Raw genomic sequence first — 19,989 nt, 5'->3', positions numbered from 1 at the left:
ATACAATGAATGATTAGCATAGCTATGTCATAAGTTAAGTCATGAGTTAATTGAAACCGTACACTTTAAAAAAAATTGACTTTTACACTTTAAGTGATAATAATTCTCATTAACATTTAAATTTATTTTATTGCTATAAATAATTGGCAATGCAGTTTCACTACTACAAGTAATTAAATTGAAAGATATTTGTTAGATTTGTTAGGAACAATCACTGAATTTTGCTATTTGTTTATGAGTCAAACGCTAGGAGTCGCTAATGAAGTTCAATTTTTGGAAAAATCGTAAAATATTATTAAAGGTTATTTTAACTTCGTTAATTATTTTGACAGGTATGCACGAATCTGCACAAGCGTCAGAAAAGAAATTTAAAGTCGTTACTACCTTTACGGTTATTCAAGATATTGCGCAAAATGTAGCTGGTGATGCTGCTATAGTAGAGTCAATCACCAAGGTCGGTGCGGAAATTCATGAATACGACCCCACCCCGCAAGATATTACCAAAGTGCTTTCAGCAGATTTAGTGTTATGGAATGGCCTTAATTTAGAACTTTGGTTTAAACGCTTTTTTGAAGATGTAAAAGATGTCCCATCCGTTGTTGTGACTGAAGGTATTGAGCCGATGCCAATCCGAGAAGGAAGCTATAAAGGTAACCCTAATCCACATGCTTGGATGTCGCCAACACTAGCCTTAATTTATATTGAAAATATTCGCGCGGCATTTGTCAAATATGATCCTAAAAATACGGCTACTTATAATAAAAATGCTGCTGATTATATTGCTAAAATTAAAGCGCTTGATGCACCATTACGCGAACGATTGGCCAAAATCCCTGAGGCAAAACGTTGGCTTGTGACCAGCGAAGGAGCTTTTAGTTATCTAGCTCGCGACTATAATTTGAAAGAAGCTTACCTATGGCCAATAAATGCTGAACAACAAGGCACACCTCAACAAGTTAGGCAATTAATTGATTTAGTGAGAGCAAATGATATTCCTGTCATTTTTAGTGAGAGTACTATTTCAGATAAACCCGCTAAACAAGTGAGCAAAGAAACCGATATTAAATATGGTGGCGTTTTGTATGTCGATTCGCTTTCAACTAAAAATGGTCCTGTTCCAACTTATATTGATTTGTTAAAAGTGACCGTTGAAACTATTGCTAAAGGATTTGAAAAATAATGACTCAAATTTGCTTGAAAGTTGATGATATCACGGTGACTTATAATAATGGCCATACTGCAATTTATGATGCTAGCTTTAGCTTAAACGGTGGTACTATTTGTGCTTTAGTTGGTATTAATGGTAGTGGCAAGTCAACGTTATTTAAAAGCATTATGGGAATGGTTCATCCAACCCGTGGGCGTGTAACTTTTAATGATTTCTCAGTAAAGCAAGCTTTAAAGCAAAATATCATTGCCTATGTGCCACAAACCGAAGAAGTCGATTGGGATTTTCCTGTTCTGGTGTCGGATGTAGTAATGATGGGACGATACGGGCATATGTCTTTTTTACGTATTCCAAGCAAAGAAGACAAAAAACAAGTTGATATTGCTCTTGAACGTGTGAACATGCTTGATTTTAAGCATCGTCAAATTGGCGAACTTTCTGGTGGGCAAAAAAAACGAGTATTTTTAGCTCGAGCATTAGCTCAACAAGGTAAAGTGCTGTTGCTAGATGAGCCCTTTACTGGAGTTGATGTTAAAACCGAAAATGCCATTATTGATTTATTGAAAGATCTGCGTGAAGAAGGCCATTTAATTTTAGTTTCAACCCATAACTTAGGTAGTGTTCCTGAATTTTGTGATCAAGTGGTATTAATTAATCAAACCGTACTGGCCTTTGGTCCAACTAAAACAACTTTTACACCGCAAAATTTAATGACCACCTTTGGTGGTGCACTACGTTACCTTAGTTTATCAGGCGAGAAACTGCATGATGACGAAGATCCTCGTAAAGTATCCATATTAACTGACGATGAGCGTGCTGCTATTTTTTATGGCGAAGGTAAGCATGATTCCCCCCATCGAGATTTATTGATTGACCATCACGATAATAAACCCAAGGGATAACAATAAATGGAACTTTTACTTGAACCATTTACCTACGATTTTATGCTTAAAGCGATTTGGGTAAGTAGTATTGTTGGCGCTGCTTGTGCTTTTTTATCGGCTTTTTTAATGTTAAAAGGTTGGTCACTAATGGGCGATGCGCTATCGCACTCTGTTGTACCTGGCGTTGCTGGTGCGTATGCACTTGGACTACCTTATTCAATTGGAGCATTTTTTACTGGGTTACTGGCGGCACTCGCAATTACGTTGGTTCGTGCCTTTACACGCTTAAAAGAAGACGCCACTATCGGTTTTATTTTTTCAACCTTTTTTGCCGTCGGTTTGTTAATTATTTCGCTCAATCCAACATCTGTTAACGCACAAACTATTATATTTGGTAATATTCTTGGAATTGATGATAGCGATATGTGGCAAGTGCAAATCATTATTTTGGTATCATTTATACTACTTTTCTTTTTTTGGAAGGATTTGTTAGTTGTCTTTTTTGATGAAACTCATGCCAGATCGATTGGATTAAAACCATTAAAACTAAAAATCCTATTTTTTACTATTTTAAGCGCATGTACCGTTGCAGCATTACAAACTGTTGGGGCTATTTTAGTAATAGCTATGGTTGTTACCCCTGGGGCAACCGCTTACTTACTGACTAATCGATTTTCTCGGCTATTGATTATCTCGGTTTTTATTGGCACTGTAACTAGTGCTGTTGGTGCTTGGATTAGCTACTTTTTAAATGGAGAAACTGGTGGCGTTATTGTAACGCTACAAACACTAATTTTTATTGCCGCATTTTTATTTGCTCCAAAGCAAGGACTTATTGCCAATCATCTTCAGATCCGTAAAAGCCGTTTAAATAAAGGGAGAAAGGTATGACAGAGTTTTGGGAATTTATCTACTATCCTCTGACCCTTCCTCTTATTCAGCGAGCAATTTTAGCTGCACTAGCAACTGGTATAGTTTGTGCCTTGCTTTCTTGCTTTTTAGTTTTAAAAGGCTGGTCATTAATGGGGGATGCAATTTCGCATGCGGTTTTACCTGGAATTGTGCTGGCCTATTTAGCAGGTATTCCCATTATAATTGGTGCTTTTGCTTCAGGCCTATTTTGCTCGGTTGCAACAGGTTACATCAAAGAAAACAGCCGATTGAAAGAAGATACCGTAATGGGGATTGTATTTTCGGGTATGTTTGCTTTTGGTTTAGTATTATTTTCAAAAGTAGATACTTCACAGCATTTAAATCATATACTATTTGGTAGTGTACTTGGCACTAGTTATGACGAGCTTAAAAAGATCATATTTATTGCTACAATTGTATCAATCTTAGTTATTATAAAACGCCGCGATCTTATGCTTTACTGCTTTGATCCTGTACAAGCCAAAGTTGTTGGACTACCCGTTAAACTATTACATTATGGTTTATTAAGTGTGTTAGCTTTAACCATTGTAGGTTCGTTAAAAATAGCGGGTATGATTTTAGTTATTGCTATGCTGATAGCTCCAGGTATAACTGCTTTTTCGTTAACTAAACGTTTTGAATGGATGTTAGTAATTGCTGTGTTGGTTTCCACAATTTCAACGGTGACGGGCACCTTGATAAGTTATTATGCAGATGCATCAACCAGTGCTTGTATTGTTATTTTGCAGGCAACCATATTTTTATTTGCTCAGGTTTATCAGTTTATTACTAGCAAAAAATTACGCCACTAAAATTATTCTTGTAACTATTGCAAAGAAGCCGTTTTTAGAAATACTTTTTTACAGCTATAAAAAACAGCGTAATGATATTTTTAAGCCATTTTACGCTGTTATTATTAATTTAATTGTTATTCATCATCCAAATATTTACTATTATCTGCATAATTATCAAAACGTGAAAACTGACCTTGGAATTTTAATCGAACTTTACCAATTGGTCCGTTTCGCTGTTTTCCTAGAATAATTTCAGCAATACCTTTATGTTCTGAGGCTTCGTTATAAACCTCATCACGATAGATAAACATAATCACATCAGCATCTTGTTCGATAGAGCCTGATTCACGTAAATCAGAGTTAACTGGTCTTTTATCGGCTCGTTGCTCCAAACTACGATTAAGCTGAGATAGTGCAACAACAGGAACTTGTAATTCTTTAGCCAAGGCTTTTAGTGAACGCGATATTTCGGCAATTTCTAAAGTACGATTTTCAGAAATATTCGGTACACGCATAAGCTGTAAGTAATCAACCATTATCATACTTAAGCCTTTATGTTCCCGATAAATACGTCTTGCTCTTGAGCGTAATTCCATTGGTGTTAAACCTGATGAGTCATCGATATAGATGTTTTTCTTTTCGAGCAATAGTCCCATTGTGCTTGAGATTCTTGCCCAATCATCGTCTTGCAGTTGTCCTGTTCGAATTTTCGTTTGATCAACACGTGAAAGCGAAGCTAGCATACGCATCATGATTTGTTCTGAAGGCATTTCTAAGCTGAATATTAATACTGGTTTTTCTTGTTCTAGCGCGGCATTTTCGCACAAATTCATAGCAAAAGTGGTTTTACCCATTGATGGCCTTGCCGCAATGATAATTAAATCGGAACGTTGCAAACCAGCCGTTTTTTTATCTAAATCGATATAACCTGTTGAAACCCCTGTCACACCATCATGTGGACGTTGAAACAACTCTTCGATTTTAGCTACCGTTGCTTCTAGCACTTCGGTAATACTTTTTGGACCTTCACCTTGTTTAGTTCGGCTTTCAGCGATTTGAAATATTTTGCTTTCCGCCAAATCTAAAATTTCGGTACTATCTCGCCCTTCTGTTGCATAACAGTTATCAGCAATATCATTTGATGCACTAATTAATTCACGTAAAATCGCTTGTTGGCGAATAATATCACTATAAGCAACAACATTAATCGCACTTGGTGTGTTTTTTGAAAGTTCAGCCAAATAAGCAAAACCACCAACATCAGCTAAAACATCTTTACTTTCAAGGCTTTCAGAAAGGGTAATTAAATCAATTGGTGTACCTTTACTGACCAATGTATGCATTTCAGAAAAAATTAGTTGATGATGACGTGAATAAAAATCTCGATCAGTGATCATTTCAGATACAGCATCCCAACGTTGATTATCAAGCATCAAGCTACCAAGTACTGCTTGTTCAGCTTCAATTGAGTGTGGTGGAAGCTTGATATTATGCAAGTTTGATTTTTTCACTTCTTGATTTCTAGAATCTTTATTTGTACTTGTTCGATCAGTCTTCATTACATTTATCTTTTTAATTTAATTAACTTTTTATTGTTTGCTTATTATCCAACTTATTTTAAAAATAATGGGCCTAATGCTTGGGTTGGTATTTGATATTCTGATGGATAATCCACCTGAACTAAATATAATCCTTCAGGTTTTGCTGTTGCAGCAGCTTTCGTTCTGTTTTTAGCCTGTAAAAGTTCGCTAATCCATTCTGGATGTCGATTACCCGCACCAACTTCAAGTAAACTGCCCACAATGTTACGTACCATATGGTGAACAAACGCGTTAGCTTTAATATCAACAATAATAAATTCACCTTGTCGCCAAACTTCGATATGATGAATATTACGCCAAGGTGTTCTTGATTGGCACTGCGCAGCTCTAAAGGAAGAAAAATCATTCTCACCTAATAAATACTGTGCAGCTTGATGCATTAAGGTTTCATCCAAAGGTAAATAATAATGCGATACTCCTTTAGCTAAGATTGCTGTCCGATAACGATGATTATAAATCACATAACGATAACGCCGAGCAGTCGCACTAAACCGTGCATGAAAACTATCATCAACTACTTGCGACCAACGCACCGCAATATTATCAGGTAAATGAGAATTCACACCCATTGTCCAAGCACTAGCTGATCGCATAGCTTGGGTTTCAAAATGAATAACTTGACCAGTTGCGTGTACACCAGCATCTGTGCGACCAGCACAAAAGACGTTTATTGGTGAATTAGCAATTGTCGATAGTGCGGATTCTAGTCTTTCTTGAATAGAATCAACATACTGCTGTCGTTGCCAGCCAAAGTAATTACTACCATCATATTCAATACCAAGGGCAATTTTATATATAGTCATTAATGAGGATCTCAAGTGTCTCAATTAACATTAATGCACCTAAATAACGAATATTATCAGCAACTGACCAAAATTGAATTTGTTCATAATGGCCGTAACTGTGTCTCAAATTAGCCAATTTAATAGTTAGCTGACCTTCAGACTCTATACTAACTTCGGTCACTGGAGTTGGCAGATTATCGCTTTGCACTTCAACCCCAAACTCGCTAAAACGTGCCATATCTAACTCAACCGGTAAGCTACTTGATATATTAATAGCTTGTGACACCCCATAAAACACAGGCACAATCACTGACTCAATAGAGACAGGAAGTTCATAATTACTTAATATTTTACGAATTTGATTAACTTGTGACTTTTCACCTAATATTGAATCATCATGTTCGTGCGATACGGGTAACAAGTTAAATGCTAATTGCTTGTCAAATAACTGATTATCAACTGGCATGCCGTTTAATAAGCGAGCGCTCTGCCCAGCCAGCTCATCCACTCCTGGCTTACCATACAATGAGGCCGGAATAAAACTGGTGACATGTAAATTGGTTAATAACTCAATATCAGTTAACGACGCAACACAACGCAATAATTGGCACACTGTGGCACTAGCTACAGCTATAATGTTTTCATTACGGTATTCAGTTAATACACTGTTATTAACTTTAGGTACTACCAATGGAATATGATCCTGCTGAGCAAAATAGCCACTTGCATCAATCACTAAACAACCTGATTCTGCCGCAATTTTTGCATATTTTTCACTTGTTTCAGAACCAGCAACAAAAAAGGCAAAATGGCACTGACTCCAATCCATTTGTGCACTATCAGTAACAGTTAAATTTTTACCAGCAAAACGAACAACTTCACCAGCACTATTGTCACTACCGACCAAATAGAGATTTTCAATTTTTAGACTATTGTCTTGTAAACTACGTTGTTGTAATAATTCAACTAGCGCAGAACCCACTTGCCCTGTCGCCCCCACAATAGCAATATTCCATGCAGACATATTTATAAACCCAAATAAAAAATTTAACGGTAATTATATCACTATATTGTCAAAGATAGAGGAAAAAGATATTTTTCAATTTTGGAACACAGATCGACAATACAAAATCTGATCCCTTACAAATTAGCTTAATATCCGTAAAGTAATAAGCCACTTTAATCAAAATTTATTCGTTAATATGACAAAAATCACTCTATCGGATATTGCTACAAAAGCTAATATTTCAGTTGCTTCGGTTTCAAGAGTATTAAAAAAACCACATTTAACATCCCCTCAAATTCAACTACGCGTTTATCGAGCTATTGAGGAATTAAACATGGATACATCAAAAAATTTTAAACCCTTTCAACCAATACATAACAGTAAAAAGATATTAATTATTGATAATCAACTTTTTTCAAAAAGTTTAATCAACCTTGGTTTAGAGAAAATTTTAAAAAAAGAGCAGTATCAACTGTTTTATTTACAGTTTCCTTATAACAATAAAAGCGATATTCATCATATTATTCGTTATGTAGCTCAAAATGCATTTGACGGAATTATTATTATCAATGATGCCCCGTATTTAAAAACACTAATTTCTTATAAAAATACATTACCACCCATTGTTTTAGTTAATCACTTTTCACTTGATTTTATCTGTGTTCACTTTGATCATTTATCGATCGGATATCAAATGACAAAATATTTAACTGACAATTCTCATACCCAAGTTGCTATTTTACTTAATAATGACCAATCAATAGATTCAGCACTTTTGTTAAAAGGTTATAAGCAAGCATTGTTACGCGCAAATATTACTGTTGAGCCTCGATATATTATTCAAGGATGTTTTACCTATCAGCATGCTAAATCAGCTATTAAAAAATTAATAAATGACAGAAAAACACCATCAGCAGTAATTTGCGCCGACAATTTTAGCTTATCTTATTTAGATGAAATTTATTACAAAGACCTACACCATCAATCACCCGATAGCATGGTTTTAGGGGCGTTACATCAAGCCAATGAAAGTAAATCCAAACTAACTAAACCGCTCACTATCTCGTATTTTAGCGCTTCTAAAGAACTTAAATATAATGAATTAGATAATTTATGTAGAATTAATAAACCATTATTTAAAATGGGGCAAAAGTCAGCAACTTTACTATGTGATATTATTAAGGACACAACAAGGTCTACTAAACATAATAAAATTATCAATGTTGAATCAATATTTTACTAATACTTATACTATCCCAAAATACATTTTTCCATTTTGTTTTTACTCTTGTCTTTTGCTTCTGTTGATATCACCGCCACGGCTAGCATAAAAAAACACCAAAAAAAATTAAATAAAATCAATACCTTTCCTAACGGATTTTTTGTAAGCAAAAAAATATTAACTTACTGTATTTTTTTATGTTTTGAATAGAGAGATATATGGCACAATGAGCAATACAACAGGTAGCCATTATTTAATACAATGGTGCATAAAAATAATAATGGCTAAAGTGCATACTAAGCAAAAATTGGCAATTAAAAAATGAATTATAGAAGTTAGTAACGGTATTAAATGTCACTTTTTAATAACGAATGTACTAATATAGGCTAGGATTTCCGGGTTAATTTTGAGCTAATACAGCTAAAGCATACTCTTTAGACTTTTTTAATAGTCCTTCCTCAAAATTTTTCCATTGCTCTGGGTTTGATGTTGAGTTGTTGATTATTGCTTCTATAAGTCCTGTTGCAGTAGCATTAGCTAATCTATCATCTGAAGATGTTATTCCTTCCTCTATCAATTTGAATAAATATTTTTTATTTATCTCCTCAAGGTTATCAAATTCATTAAATAAACATTTTCCAATATTTGAAAACAATACCGTTAAAGGAGGGGATTCCGGTTCCCAATATGAATAATTTTTATTTATTTCACTTTCAATAACAACAGATAATATCTTAAATTTATTTGTAAAATCAGTATAGTTAAACATTTTTATTTACCTTTCAATGCATTTTGTAAATCTTTTAAAACATTTTCAGCGGCTGCTCTATCACCACTAGGTGCCGTAGGATTTCTTTTTATCCAATCTTGTAAAGCTCTTGAATAATCTTCAGCTTTTTGAGAATGTGTTTTCCCTCCAACGCTTTTCCCTGTAGATAACTCGTGACGAACTGCATCAGCTGTACTTCCACTTCCAATTTTTGCATTCTCCCTATATAGATCGTCAAACAAACCTTGCAATTGTTTATCTTTTACAATGGGTTTTTCCATTTGGGAAATTGTTTTATCTTTATATTTTTCATAATTATTTATGTTATGAGCCTGATTAGTATTATTCCAATTTTCAGTAATCTGATTTTCATTTTTTACATGCTCGCCAAACTTACTTGATTTATTACCTTTTTGTGATGTTGCTACATTATTCTCAACTTTTTCTTTTATAAATTGTTGGAATTGTTTATTTGTACTTTTGGCACCAAATCGACTTAAAGCAGTATTTAATTCTAATAAAGATTCAGTATCTGCACCAGATAAATAATCACCTGTAGCTTTATTTAATACTGAAATCAAATCAGCTTTGTCAGTGTCGGTTAAAGACTTATCAGCCATAGCAAGTGCCGCCATAGCGGCACTAATTGGTCCTGGTAAAAATGCACCTATTTGCTCTGGGGCTCGCATCCAGAGTTCAACATAATCGCTACCATTAGGCATATCTTTACCTGTTATGAGCCTTTCTAGTGCTTCCTCTGTTTCTTCTTGAGTTAAATAACCTGCTGCTGAGGTATGGAGGATACCTTCATAATTTGCCCCTGTTTCAGGTGAAAGACCAATAAAATCGCCACCAAATCCACCATCACCCCAACTTAATCCATTATTCTCAACCGCATTTTTCCCTGCCGCAACCCCTGTATTCACATCTTGGATATCACCACCGCTAGCGGCTATCGCAAGGCCTGTCGCTAGTTGGGTTAGAGCGCTGATTTGTTGCCTTTCTTCTTGGCTTAGGTCTTTGATGTCTTTGTTGGGGTAAAGTATGCCCGCAATAACCTCAGCACCGCGTTCACTAGCTGCAGCACCTAAGCCACCCACTAGAGCTGAGTTGCCTTGCAGCTCGGCTACCACCGCACCGAGTATGGCATGGCTGACGGTGTTGGCAACGGTGTTTCCTTCGGTCTGTTGTTTGATAATAGTCGCAATTTTTGGTGCAAGTGCCCCTGCGGCTGCCCCTGTCATGTCACCACTGATTAAGCCGTTGATGATACTAACCGCCATGTCAATGCCTTGACGGGTGTCACTGCCCATCGCTGACATGCCTTGGTTCATCGATTCTTTGTAGGCGTCTTCGTAAATTTTTTGTTGCTGCTTGTCGGTTAACACGATGCCTTTGTCTGCGGCTTTTTCTTGTTCTTTTTCTACCGCTTCTTTTGCCTTGGATTCAGCTCTTATCCGGTCAATATGATTAAGCATCGTTAACGTTTCACCACCAATTTCACTTACTAACTGCGTTTGGTCGATGATGTCTTGCTCTTTTTGTTTGTTAAAGATGTGTTTGAGCTCGTTATTCGCTTGCTCAGTATCATGGCTTAGTTCGTTGATATCTTGTTTTTGGTCATCCCTATTGCGGATAATTATCGTCCCTTCCGATACCGCTGAATGCGTCGTCGAATGTTCGCTTTCGTTTTTATTGCGGCTGGTTGGCATCGATGGCATGCCGCTAGAGCTTACCCCTGCACTGCTACTACTGACTTGGTAGTCCGCTTTGTTTTCGATATCACTAAAGCTGATTGTGCCGGTGTCAAGGCGATTTTGGCTCTTGTCTTTCGCTTCTGAGGCTATCACCGCACCTTTTAAGTCAGTGTTGTTGCCGACCTTAATGTCAAAGCCTCCGCTACCACTCACCGATGCGCTGACTTTTTCGTAATTGTAATCATCCGTGTCTTGCAAAGATTGGATGTTTAAGTTAGTTTTTGATTAAAAGAGAACAATGAAAGTTAGTTGTGAGCTTGTCTTGCGGATTTTGAGTGTAATAGGTAAGATCTACAAAGACTGATAGGAATAAGAAAGGATATAAAATTTGAACAAACAATTAAATAAAACGAGTAAATTTTTAAGTTACATTTTAAGGCATCAACCGAAAGCTATAGGTATCACATTAGATTCTGATGGATGGGTTGATATAGTTCATCTCATTGCTCAAGCTAATCAACATGGCGAACCTCTTACTAGAGAGTTGATTGAACAAGTTGTTAAAACAAGTGACAAAAAACGTTTTACGATTTCGGATGATGGTATAAAAATACGTGCAGCACAAGGACATTCAACTCAACAAGTAAAAATTAAGTATGTAGAAAAAGTACCGCCCAAATTTTTATATCATGGTACAGCAATGCGTTTTATTGATTCAATAAAAAAACAAGGATTAATTGCAGGTGATCGCCATTATGTCCATTTATCTATTGATGAACAGACAGCTAATACTGTAGGGAAACGACACGGTAAACCTATTTTGTTAAAACTTAAAGCCTTGCAGATGCATCAACAAGGCTTTAAGTTTTATTTGGCTGATAACGGTGTTTGGTTAACCGATGCTGTGCCTAACACTTTTTTAATATTTGACTAAATCTTATCTAATTTAGCCCTTCCTGCTTTATATTGAGCTGATTCTTCTTTGGCTTGTTTTAACCATTCATCAAAACTATAAACACTACCTCTATCCTCCCATCCAGGGGTAGCAAAAGTATGAACAAAGTATACTTTCGGATTGCCTGATATATCGGAACCATCAAAACAAACAATATCATCATTATTAGAAGCTTTAGCAAATGGTATCAATTTTCTAGTTGGGTATTGTTTTTTTATCTCAAATAACCAGTGTTTAGCAAAATCTTCAAATTCATATAGAAACCACCATGGTTCTAAATCTAGAACATCTTTCTTAGAAACAATTTCCAAAAAAGATAGCGGATATTTGAATCCTTCGGGTAATTCTTCTTTCGAATATAAGTAATGAGCCATATTATTAATCCTTAGGTTTACCACTAATGCGAGGAGGAGTACTTGAACCATATGGATTATTTTTACTAAATCCACCAGACTGTTTATTAATTCTCCCTGTTATTGCTTCTCCCCAAGTTGTAGGTATAAATCCTTTTTTAGGATCAGAAAACCTATTTACTTCAGAAGGTGAAAGCTTATCATCAAAATTTCTAATATTAGCTTTAATATCTATACCAGCTTCTCTAGCGGCTGCTATTCTAGTATTATCCATACTAGTGAATTTTCCGTCAGGCATTTTAATTACATTAACAGGTTCACCTTTCCAACCATCAGTTTTCATGCTTGTAACAAGATCGTCATAAGTATATTTCATATCAGTCCCTCGTTCTACTTTATTATAAGAAACCGTATTTTGTGAGAATCTAATTTCACTAGGATTCAAAGTAGATATATTGGAAATCCCCTTTCCAGCTTTAGCTTGCTTAATTATGCTATTAGTAGCTTTATCGTAAACAAGTTTATGAGCACTGTCTTCACTAAGAGTAACCTTTAGTTCATCTATTAAAGGGGATGAATTTTTTATTAACTTATTTTTTTCTAATGTCATTATAGCAGCAAGTTCGTTTAATTCCGCTTTACTCAAAGAATTAACGTATACACCTGCTGTCATTCCCAATCCCATCGCTGGGTTACCTTCAAATCCAACAGTTTCAATTAACCATGTTGCAACTTGGTTTGCGCATAATACTGGATTGGCTGAACAAGCAACAACTGCTGGCTCTACTATTGGTGCAGCAATAACTGCACCGATCGCAATAACCTGTGGTGTACCATATTCTATTATAGTTTCATTATAACTATCTATTCCTTCCTTGATGATTTTATCTTCACAATCTTTATTCCCATCACAATGTGATTTAGCAGCATTTACAATCGCTTGACCAAAATAATTATTCTCAACCGCATTTTTCCCCGCAGCAACGCCTGTATTGACATCTTGGATATCACCACCGGCAGCGGCTATTGCTAGGCCTGTCGCTAGTTGTGATAGGGCGCTGATTTGTTGTCTTTCTTCTTGTGATAATTCCGCTACTGTTTTACCTGGGTAAAGAATACCCATGATAACCTCAGCACCACGTTCACTTGCAGCAGCACCTAAGCCACCCACTAGAGCTGAGTTGCCTTGCAGCTCGGCTACCACCGCACCGAGTATGGCATGGCTGACGGTGTTGGCAACGGTGTTTCCTTCGGTCTGTTGTTTGATAATAGTCGCAATTTTTGGCGCAAGTACCCCTGCGGCTGCCCCTGCCATGTCGCCACTGATTAAGCCGTTGATGATACTAACCGCCATGTCAATGCCTTGACGGGTGTCACTGCCCATCGCTGACATGCCTTGGTTCATCGATTCTTTGTAGGCGTCTTCGTAGATTTTTTGTTGCTGCCGACAGTAATACCAAAACCACCTTTGCCATTACAAAAAAACACTAAGAAAAACTTCAATAAAATCAATGTCTTTACTGGCCGATTTTTTGCAAGTAAAAATAGTGAGTTAATATGTTTTTTATGTTTTGAATAGAAAGAGATATGGCACTATGAGAAATACAGTAAACGGGATTTATTAGCATGGTGTATGAAAACAATAATAGCTAAAAAACGATGCTAAGCCAAAATAAGCAATTATATAAAATTTAGTGACAGAATTAACTGTCACTTTTTAATAACGAACACATAAAATAAGATAGTGTTAGAATTGTCGGGTTAAGTTTGAGCTACGACAATTTAGGATAGGTAAATAAGTTAGCAAGTTAAGTCCATTCTAAAGAACCATCATTATTAACCCAAACAGCTTCTGCTGGACAAGAATCATCAAAAAACCAATAATCATCCATTAATTTTTGTTTATCAAACATTTCATCTTCTGTTTTCGGAAAAGCTTCATAAAACAATTTTATTTGATCTTCTATTGAACCTTCTAAAAGCCGACCATTCTTTGCTAATTTAAGACGTCCCTCTTTTAGTAACCTTTTTACAAAATAAAAAAATAATTCTTTTCTTTCTTGAAAAGGAAATTTTTTTTCATTAGATTTTAGAGAAGGGAACATATCAGGTGCAATACAATTCCATAATCCACTAAAAGCTCTTAGTTCTGACCAATCAATAATATTTTTATAATCATTTTCATTTATCATATTTTTTCCTATCTAAATTTAATTTCTGCTCCAGTTCTCAACCCTCTGTATAATTTAGTTAAAGCTGGGTTGTTTTTTATATCAATAGTCCAACGCGCTCCTGTATCAGAATGAGATACATTCCTTAATGTAATATTAGTACCATCCGGCAATCGTGTTGTGTAAACACCATCTTTAACTTTTGTTAATGGTTGTCCTGCTAGTTCCTCCGCATAATTATATATCTGTTTATCGGTCAAATTTTGGCTTTCGTAAATTCGAGTGGAGTAACGATTTCCGCCAACACCCTGCCGAATAGTTTGCCCATCAATTTTTAAATCTGTGGTAGGGTTATTTTTATCATAGATATTCCTTAATTCATCAAATCTTTCTTGCTGTTTCTGATTTTGGTATTTTTGGTTATCTTGCTTGTGCCTATTATCATCGTCATCATCAGGCGGAATTGAGTGTTTTGCCCTCTCTAACTGGCATGGCACTATAAAGCTGCGCATATTTATCACTATCATCACTATAGTTAACGTGCCTAACTTTTCCTTCAACAAGCAATAATTTTAACGTTCCATCCGCTAAATCTTGCTCTGGCGCAACCACTCGGGTCGTAATAAAACCATAACTTACCAATCGGTCTTGCAGCTGACTCATCAATAAATTAATACCTTCCCCTCCTAAACAACGATGCTCTGCTTGTTGAGCGAGTTTCTTTAAAGGAATAAACCAAGGTAATTTGTCACGCTCAATTAATTCAACTCGATTAATATTGAAACATAATGACTCAACAGGAAAGTTTATCTCGCCAACGGTTTTACTTGGCGGTAATAAATGAATATCAGGAGAGGTTGGATTTAATGAATCCTCTAGCGCTTTTTGACGCTCTTGCTGGTGAATTAACTGCTGATCGCTAAGAGTTTGGGTTTGGGTTTGAGCTGGCAATGCAAACAAAATAGATACAGGAGAGATTACTAATACAAAACTTAATAAATATTTTTTCATTAAAAAAACTCTTTTTAGATCGATATTCACATATATATTGCACAAAATTTACATATAAATTACATAATGAATATTAAAGTAAATCAGGTTGAATGTCTATGTTAAAATTTGATAAATATCATTTTTATAATATTTATTTTTATTACTAAAACAGTTAAATATATTAATCATTAAATTATTTTCAGAAAAAATTACTCATATCGCTTACGGTAAATTGAAAAACAACAGTAATAAATACAAAAGCTAGATTAAAACTTGTTACCTTTAACCATTGAAATTGAATTCTATATAAACAAAATTTTTATATTTTTTAAAGAAATAGTGATACATAGTTTAACTATGTGTTGTAGCATAAAAAAAATAAATATTAAAAGACTACAAAAATAGAAACAACAGGTTAAGTAATTTGTTAACTGTTATAATGCTGTTAAATCGCCTAAAATGATTCTTGGAGAAGACACCTTAAAAGGTTTAGAGAATTATTTAATTATGAGAAGCTAAATTTAACTTTTGTTAGCTGTTTGATTGCTGTTAAAAAATTAAATTTAGCACTCAAATAAAAGTTAATAATTAATTGTTTGATATTAAACGCTTTGGCAATAATTTATTATTATGCATTATACCAGCGCCAATAAATTGCTTGCCTTGATAAATTCGCACTAAGGTTTCAACTTTCGTGGAGCTTTCAAGTTCAATGGTTCTTCCTAATAATATATCTTTACCCTGCGTATCGCTAAGGGTAACTTTTGGGCGATCTTGCAATGGGCTGTCAACGGGCATTAGTAGATCATCTTTAAGTTCGATATTTTGTAACTGTTCTAACGTAACCATGTTTTCAATCGGGTAATTGGTAACTTGTAAACGCCTTAAATAAATAACGTGTGCTCCGCAACCCAATAATTCCCCTAAATCATCAATAATGGTTCGGATGTAGGTGCCTTTTGAGCAGTGTATTTCTAACGTTAATTCGTTTTTTATTGTATCAAATTGGATAAATTGATTTTCGTAAACGGTAATTGGTCTAGCTTCACGTTCAACCACAATACCTTGGCGAGCATATTGGTAAAGCGGTTTTCCTTGATATTTTAATGCCGAAAACATAGTTGGCACTTGTAAAATATCACCGCGAAAATGTGTTAAAGCTTGCTTGATTTGTGATTCAGTCACTTTAACAGGTTTGGTACATATAATTTGACCATCGGCATCAGATGTATCGGTTCGTTCTCCTAGTTTGGCGATCACACGATAACGCTTATCTGAATCCAATAAATATTGTGAAAATTTGGTTGCTTCACCAAAACAGATAGGAAGCATCCCTGTCGCTAGTGGATCAAGAGCTCCCGTATGCCCTGCCTTTTTAGCATTAAATAACCATTTTACTTTTTGCAACGCATCGTTTGATGTCATGCCTTGCGTTTTGTCTAGCAACAAAACGCCGTGAAGATCACGGCGAGTTTTTTTTATATTCATCATTTTTTATACTGAAACACATAGTTACCGGAAACTTTTTTACAGAGTTCAGGACTATTTTTTAATATTAATCTTTATGACGCTCATTATCTTGTTTGATAACATCCGCCACCAAACTCGACATTTGCATACCTTTAACGAGCGACTCATCGTAAAAGAATTTTATCTCTGGAATGATTCGCAAACGCATCGCTTTGCCAATTAAGGTTCGAATGTAACCTTTAGCATCATTAAGTACCGTTAATCCTTGTTCAATAACTTGTGGATCATCGTCATTCAAAAAAGTCACAAAAACTTTGGCATACGAAAGATCACGCGAGATATCAACGCCTGAAACAGTTACCATACCAAGGCGAGGGTCTTTGATTTCTCGTTGTAAGATAATTGCAATTTCTTTTTGTAATTCATGTCCAACTCGAGATGAACGATTAAATGCTTTTGCCATATCTATTTTCCTTATAAATGAATAAGCAAGGACTATACCTTGCTTATAACATCAAATACGTTGTAATTAGATCGTACGTTTGATTTCGATAGTTTCAAAAACTTCAATCGTGTCGCCAACACGAACATCGTTGTAGTTACGCACACCAATACCACATTCGGTTCCATTACGTACTTCGTTAACATCATCTTTAAAGCGGCGTAATGATTCAAGTTCGCCTTCATAGATAACAACGTTATCACGCAATACACGAATTGGGTTGTGACGTTTAACAACACCTTCGGTTACCATACAACCTGCAATTGCACCAAATTTAGGTGATTTAAACACATCACGCACTTGAGCAAGACCAATAATTTCTTGTTTGTATTCTGGTGCAAGCATACCGCTCATGGCTTGTTTAACTTCGTCAATCAGATCATAAATTACTGAATAGTAACGAAGATCTAAGTTTTCTGATTCAATTACTTTACGCGCTGACGCATCGGCACGAACATTAAAGCCTAAAATAATCGCATTTGATGCTGCAGCCAGTGATGCATCGGTTTCAGTGATACCACCCACACCTGAACCGATAATTTTAACTTTAACTTCATCTGTTGATAGTTTAAGTAATGAATCAGAAATCGCCTCAGCAGAACCTTGAACATCTGCTTTTAGAACAATATTGAGTTCAGAAACATCGCCTTCTGTCATGTTGGTAAACATGTTTTCAAGCTTCGCTTTTTGTTGACGAGCAAGTTTTACATCACGGAATTTACCTTGTCGATAAAGCGCAACTTCACGAGCTTTCTTTTCATCACGTACAACAGTAGCTTCGTCACCAGCTGATGGCACTCCAGACAAGCCAAGAATTTCAACTGGTATTGATGGACCAGCTTCAGTCACTTCTTTACCTAGTTCATTGCGCATCGCTCGGATACGACCGTATTCAAATCCACAAAGTACGATATCACCTTTACGCAACGTACCTGATTGAACAAGTACTGTTGCAACTGAACCACGACCTTTATCAAGGAATGATTCAATCACAACGCCGCTTGCCATACCTGTTTCGTACGCGGTTAATTCAAGCACTTCAGCTTGTAGTAAGATGGCTTCAAGTAGTTGATCAATACCAGTACCTGCTTTAGCAGACACATGAACAAACTGAGTATCCCCCCCCCAATCTTCTGACATTACGCCATATTGTGCTAGTTCGCCTTTTACACGCTCTGGATCAGCTTCAGGTTTATCAATTTTGTTAACAGCAACAACAATTGGTACATTTGCCGCTTTAGCATGTTGGATTGCTTCTATAGTTTGTGGCATTACACCATCATCAGCAGCAACAACAAGTACTACAATATCCGTTGCTTTAGCACCCCGCGCACGCATAGAGGTAAACGCCGCATGACCTGGAGTATCTAAGAAAGTTATTTCTCCACTTGGTGTTTTAACATGATAAGCACCGATATGTTGTGTAATTCCACCAGCTTCGCCTGAAGCCACTTTTGCTTTACGAATATAGTCAAGTAAAGAGGTTTTACCATGGTCAACGTGTCCCATAATGGTAACAACTGGTGCGCGCGAAACTTTTTCAGCGCCTGTATCACGGTCGCTCATGAGTGATTCTTCAAGTTCATTTTCACGACGAAGTACTACTTTATGTCCCATTTCTTCAGCCACTAATTGTGCTGTTTCTTGATCGATAACTTGATTAATAGTTGCCATTGCCCCCATTTTCATCATAGTTTTGATCACTTCGGAACCTTTTACTGCCATTTTATTCGCTAATTCAGCAACGGTAATGGTTTCACCAATAACAACATCACGATTAACCGCTTGGACAGGTTTAGTAAAACTTTGTTGCAACGTGCTTTTACCTTTCTTTTTATTATGGCCGCCACGAGTCACAGCTCGAGCTTCTTCACGTTCCGCTTTGCCTTCTGATAGCTTGTTGCCTTTTTTCTGTTTAGTTTGTTTAGTGTTTCGGCCACGTCCACGAGCGCTTTCAACTTCACGGTCAGTTTCATCTTCTGCTGCTCTAGCGTATTTAGAGGTTGTCACATGATAATCTTCATCTTCTGTATGATCACTATCATCAACTTCATTATATTGTTCTGCTAGCTTACGAGCTTCTTCAGCCATACGCTTGGCATCTTCCTCTAATTTTCGACGATTTTCTTCTTCCGCTTTACGTTTAATTTCATTCGCTTCAGCTTCTAATCGTGCTTTTTCTTCTTGCGCTTTTTTTACTTTTGGATCAACTACTCGCTCTTGTGCCGCTTTCGCTTTTTCCTCTTGAGCACGCTTTTTCGCTTCTTCTTCAGCTTTCTTTTCTTTTTCTTCCGCTTCTTTACGCGCTTTTAATTCGGCTTCTTGTTTCGCTTTTAGTTCTGCTTCTTGGCGAGCTTTTTGTTCAGCTTCTAAGCGTGCTTTTTCTTGCTCCGCCGCAATTTCAGCTGGATCGCGTTTAACAAAAGTGCGTTTTTTACGAACTTCTACTTTTATTTCTTTGCTTTTGCCACCACCGCTCGACACATTTAAGGTTGAGTGCGTCTTACGTTGCAATGTTAACTTTGTTGGACCTTGCTGAGGTTTTAAATGAGCAAGCAAAGCTTCTTTCTCCTTTTGTGTGACAGTGTCTGTTGCAGATTTCTTCATACCTGCATCAGCAAACTGTTGCAAAAGTGTTTGCACTGGTGTATTGATTTCTTGAGCCAGTGTTTCTATTGATACTTTGGTCATGTATTACTTTTCCTCA

General features: G+C 36.1%; 19 protein-coding genes. 6 read left to right on the top strand and 13 right to left on the bottom strand.

From position 1 onward, the window contains the following. Positions 1-334: 334 nt before the first annotated feature. Genes A9G43_RS03805 through A9G43_RS03790 form a run of 4 tightly spaced genes read left to right on the top strand, consistent with a single transcriptional unit; the run spans position 335 to position 3,776 of the window. Positions 335-1,180: a metal ABC transporter substrate-binding protein gene (locus tag A9G43_RS03805; RefSeq protein WP_065606947.1), complete on the top strand. Its 846-nt coding sequence runs from the start codon at positions 335-337 to the stop codon at positions 1,178-1,180. Further along, positions 1,180-2,070: a manganese/iron ABC transporter ATP-binding protein gene (locus A9G43_RS03800; RefSeq protein WP_065606759.1), complete on the top strand. Its 891-nt coding sequence runs from the start codon at positions 1,180-1,182 to the stop codon at positions 2,068-2,070. The genes A9G43_RS03805 and A9G43_RS03800 overlap by 1 nt, the downstream gene beginning before the upstream one ends. Before the next feature lie 6 nt (positions 2,071-2,076). Continuing rightward, on the top strand, positions 2,077-2,943 hold the full coding sequence (locus tag A9G43_RS03795) for a metal ABC transporter permease (protein ID WP_065606757.1): 867 nt from the start codon (positions 2,077-2,079) through the stop codon (positions 2,941-2,943). After that, positions 2,940-3,776, top strand: coding sequence for a metal ABC transporter permease (locus A9G43_RS03790; RefSeq protein ID WP_065606755.1), 837 nt, complete (start codon positions 2,940-2,942; stop codon positions 3,774-3,776). The genes A9G43_RS03795 and A9G43_RS03790 overlap by 4 nt, the downstream gene beginning before the upstream one ends. Before the next feature lie 116 nt (positions 3,777-3,892). On the opposite strand, the gene dnaB is transcribed toward A9G43_RS03790, so the two are convergent. The 3 genes from dnaB to A9G43_RS03775 are packed head-to-tail and all read right to left on the bottom strand — an operon-like array spanning position 3,893 to position 7,168. Then, entirely contained in the window at positions 3,893-5,317 is a 1,425-nt protein-coding gene (gene dnaB / locus A9G43_RS03785; RefSeq protein WP_065606753.1) for a replicative DNA helicase, read from the bottom strand. 53 nt (positions 5,318-5,370) lie between these two features. Further along, a complete protein-coding gene (gene truA, locus A9G43_RS03780; RefSeq protein WP_065606751.1) occupies positions 5,371-6,162 on the bottom strand; it encodes a tRNA pseudouridine(38-40) synthase TruA in 792 nt (263 codons plus the stop codon). Continuing rightward, positions 6,149-7,168, bottom strand: a complete 1,020-nt coding sequence (locus tag A9G43_RS03775) for an aspartate-semialdehyde dehydrogenase (protein WP_065606749.1) — start codon at positions 7,166-7,168, stop codon at positions 6,149-6,151. Before A9G43_RS03775 ends, truA begins: the two co-directional genes overlap by 14 nt. 178 nt (positions 7,169-7,346) lie before the next feature. Here A9G43_RS03775 and A9G43_RS03770 point away from each other — a divergent pair, with 178 nt between their 5' ends. After that, positions 7,347-8,393 carry a LacI family DNA-binding transcriptional regulator gene (locus A9G43_RS03770; RefSeq protein ID WP_065606747.1) on the top strand — a complete coding sequence of 349 codons (1,047 nt, stop codon included), beginning with the start codon at positions 7,347-7,349 and terminating at the stop codon, positions 8,391-8,393. A 379-nt stretch (positions 8,394-8,772) separates the two neighbouring features. Here the strand turns inward: A9G43_RS03770 and A9G43_RS03765 are convergent, their stop codons facing one another. After that, the gene (locus A9G43_RS03765) at positions 8,773-9,141 is read right to left on the bottom strand and encodes a hypothetical protein (RefSeq protein ID WP_081298010.1); all 369 of its coding nucleotides are present in this window, start codon (positions 9,139-9,141) and stop codon (positions 8,773-8,775) included. Between the two features lie 2 nt (positions 9,142-9,143). Then, a complete protein-coding gene (locus A9G43_RS03760; RefSeq protein WP_065606745.1) occupies positions 9,144-11,096 on the bottom strand; it encodes a VENN motif pre-toxin domain-containing protein in 1,953 nt (650 codons plus the stop codon). A gap of 130 nt (positions 11,097-11,226) precedes the next feature. Between A9G43_RS03760 and A9G43_RS03755 the strand changes: the two genes are divergently transcribed. After that, positions 11,227-11,772: an RNA 2'-phosphotransferase gene (locus tag A9G43_RS03755; RefSeq protein WP_065606743.1), complete on the top strand. Its 546-nt coding sequence runs from the start codon at positions 11,227-11,229 to the stop codon at positions 11,770-11,772. On the opposite strand, the gene A9G43_RS03750 is transcribed toward A9G43_RS03755, so the two are convergent. From A9G43_RS03750 to infB, 8 genes are all read right to left on the bottom strand, one after another. Further along, a complete protein-coding gene (locus A9G43_RS03750) occupies positions 11,769-12,167 on the bottom strand; it encodes an SMI1/KNR4 family protein (RefSeq protein ID WP_065606741.1) in 399 nt (132 codons plus the stop codon). The two genes, A9G43_RS03755 and A9G43_RS03750, sit on opposite strands and share 4 nt — an antisense overlap. A 4-nt stretch (positions 12,168-12,171) precedes the next feature. Next, complete coding sequence (locus A9G43_RS03745; RefSeq protein ID WP_065606740.1) at positions 12,172-13,551, bottom strand: VENN motif pre-toxin domain-containing protein; 1,380 nt, start codon at positions 13,549-13,551, stop codon at positions 12,172-12,174. A gap of 403 nt (positions 13,552-13,954) precedes the next feature. Further along, positions 13,955-14,338, bottom strand: coding sequence for a DUF596 domain-containing protein (locus tag A9G43_RS03740; RefSeq protein ID WP_034948698.1), 384 nt, complete (start codon positions 14,336-14,338; stop codon positions 13,955-13,957). Between the two features lie 8 nt (positions 14,339-14,346). Next, a complete protein-coding gene (locus A9G43_RS11125) occupies positions 14,347-14,829 on the bottom strand; it encodes a hypothetical protein (protein WP_081298009.1) in 483 nt (160 codons plus the stop codon). Beyond that, positions 14,771-15,328: a POTRA domain-containing protein gene (locus A9G43_RS03730; RefSeq protein WP_065606738.1), complete on the bottom strand. Its 558-nt coding sequence runs from the start codon at positions 15,326-15,328 to the stop codon at positions 14,771-14,773. Before A9G43_RS03730 ends, A9G43_RS11125 begins: the two co-directional genes overlap by 59 nt. Before the next feature lie 570 nt (positions 15,329-15,898). Then, positions 15,899-16,798 carry a tRNA pseudouridine(55) synthase TruB gene (gene truB, locus A9G43_RS03725; protein WP_141674021.1) on the bottom strand — a complete coding sequence of 300 codons (900 nt, stop codon included), beginning with the start codon at positions 16,796-16,798 and terminating at the stop codon, positions 15,899-15,901. A 67-nt stretch (positions 16,799-16,865) separates the two neighbouring features. Further along, a complete protein-coding gene (rbfA, locus tag A9G43_RS03720) occupies positions 16,866-17,243 on the bottom strand; it encodes a 30S ribosome-binding factor RbfA (protein ID WP_065560170.1) in 378 nt (125 codons plus the stop codon). Between the two features lie 66 nt (positions 17,244-17,309). After that, complete coding sequence (gene infB / locus A9G43_RS03715) at positions 17,310-19,973, bottom strand: translation initiation factor IF-2 (protein WP_065560171.1); 2,664 nt, start codon at positions 19,971-19,973, stop codon at positions 17,310-17,312. Between the last annotated feature and the right edge of the window lie 16 nt (positions 19,974-19,989).

The organism is Gilliamella sp. Occ3-1, assembly GCF_001690655.1.
Taxonomy (GTDB): Bacteria; Pseudomonadota; Gammaproteobacteria; order Enterobacterales; family Orbaceae; genus Gilliamella; species Gilliamella apicola_P.
The sequence above is the reverse complement of the archived record's forward strand: the minus strand, read 5'-3'. Positions and strand labels throughout refer to the sequence as shown.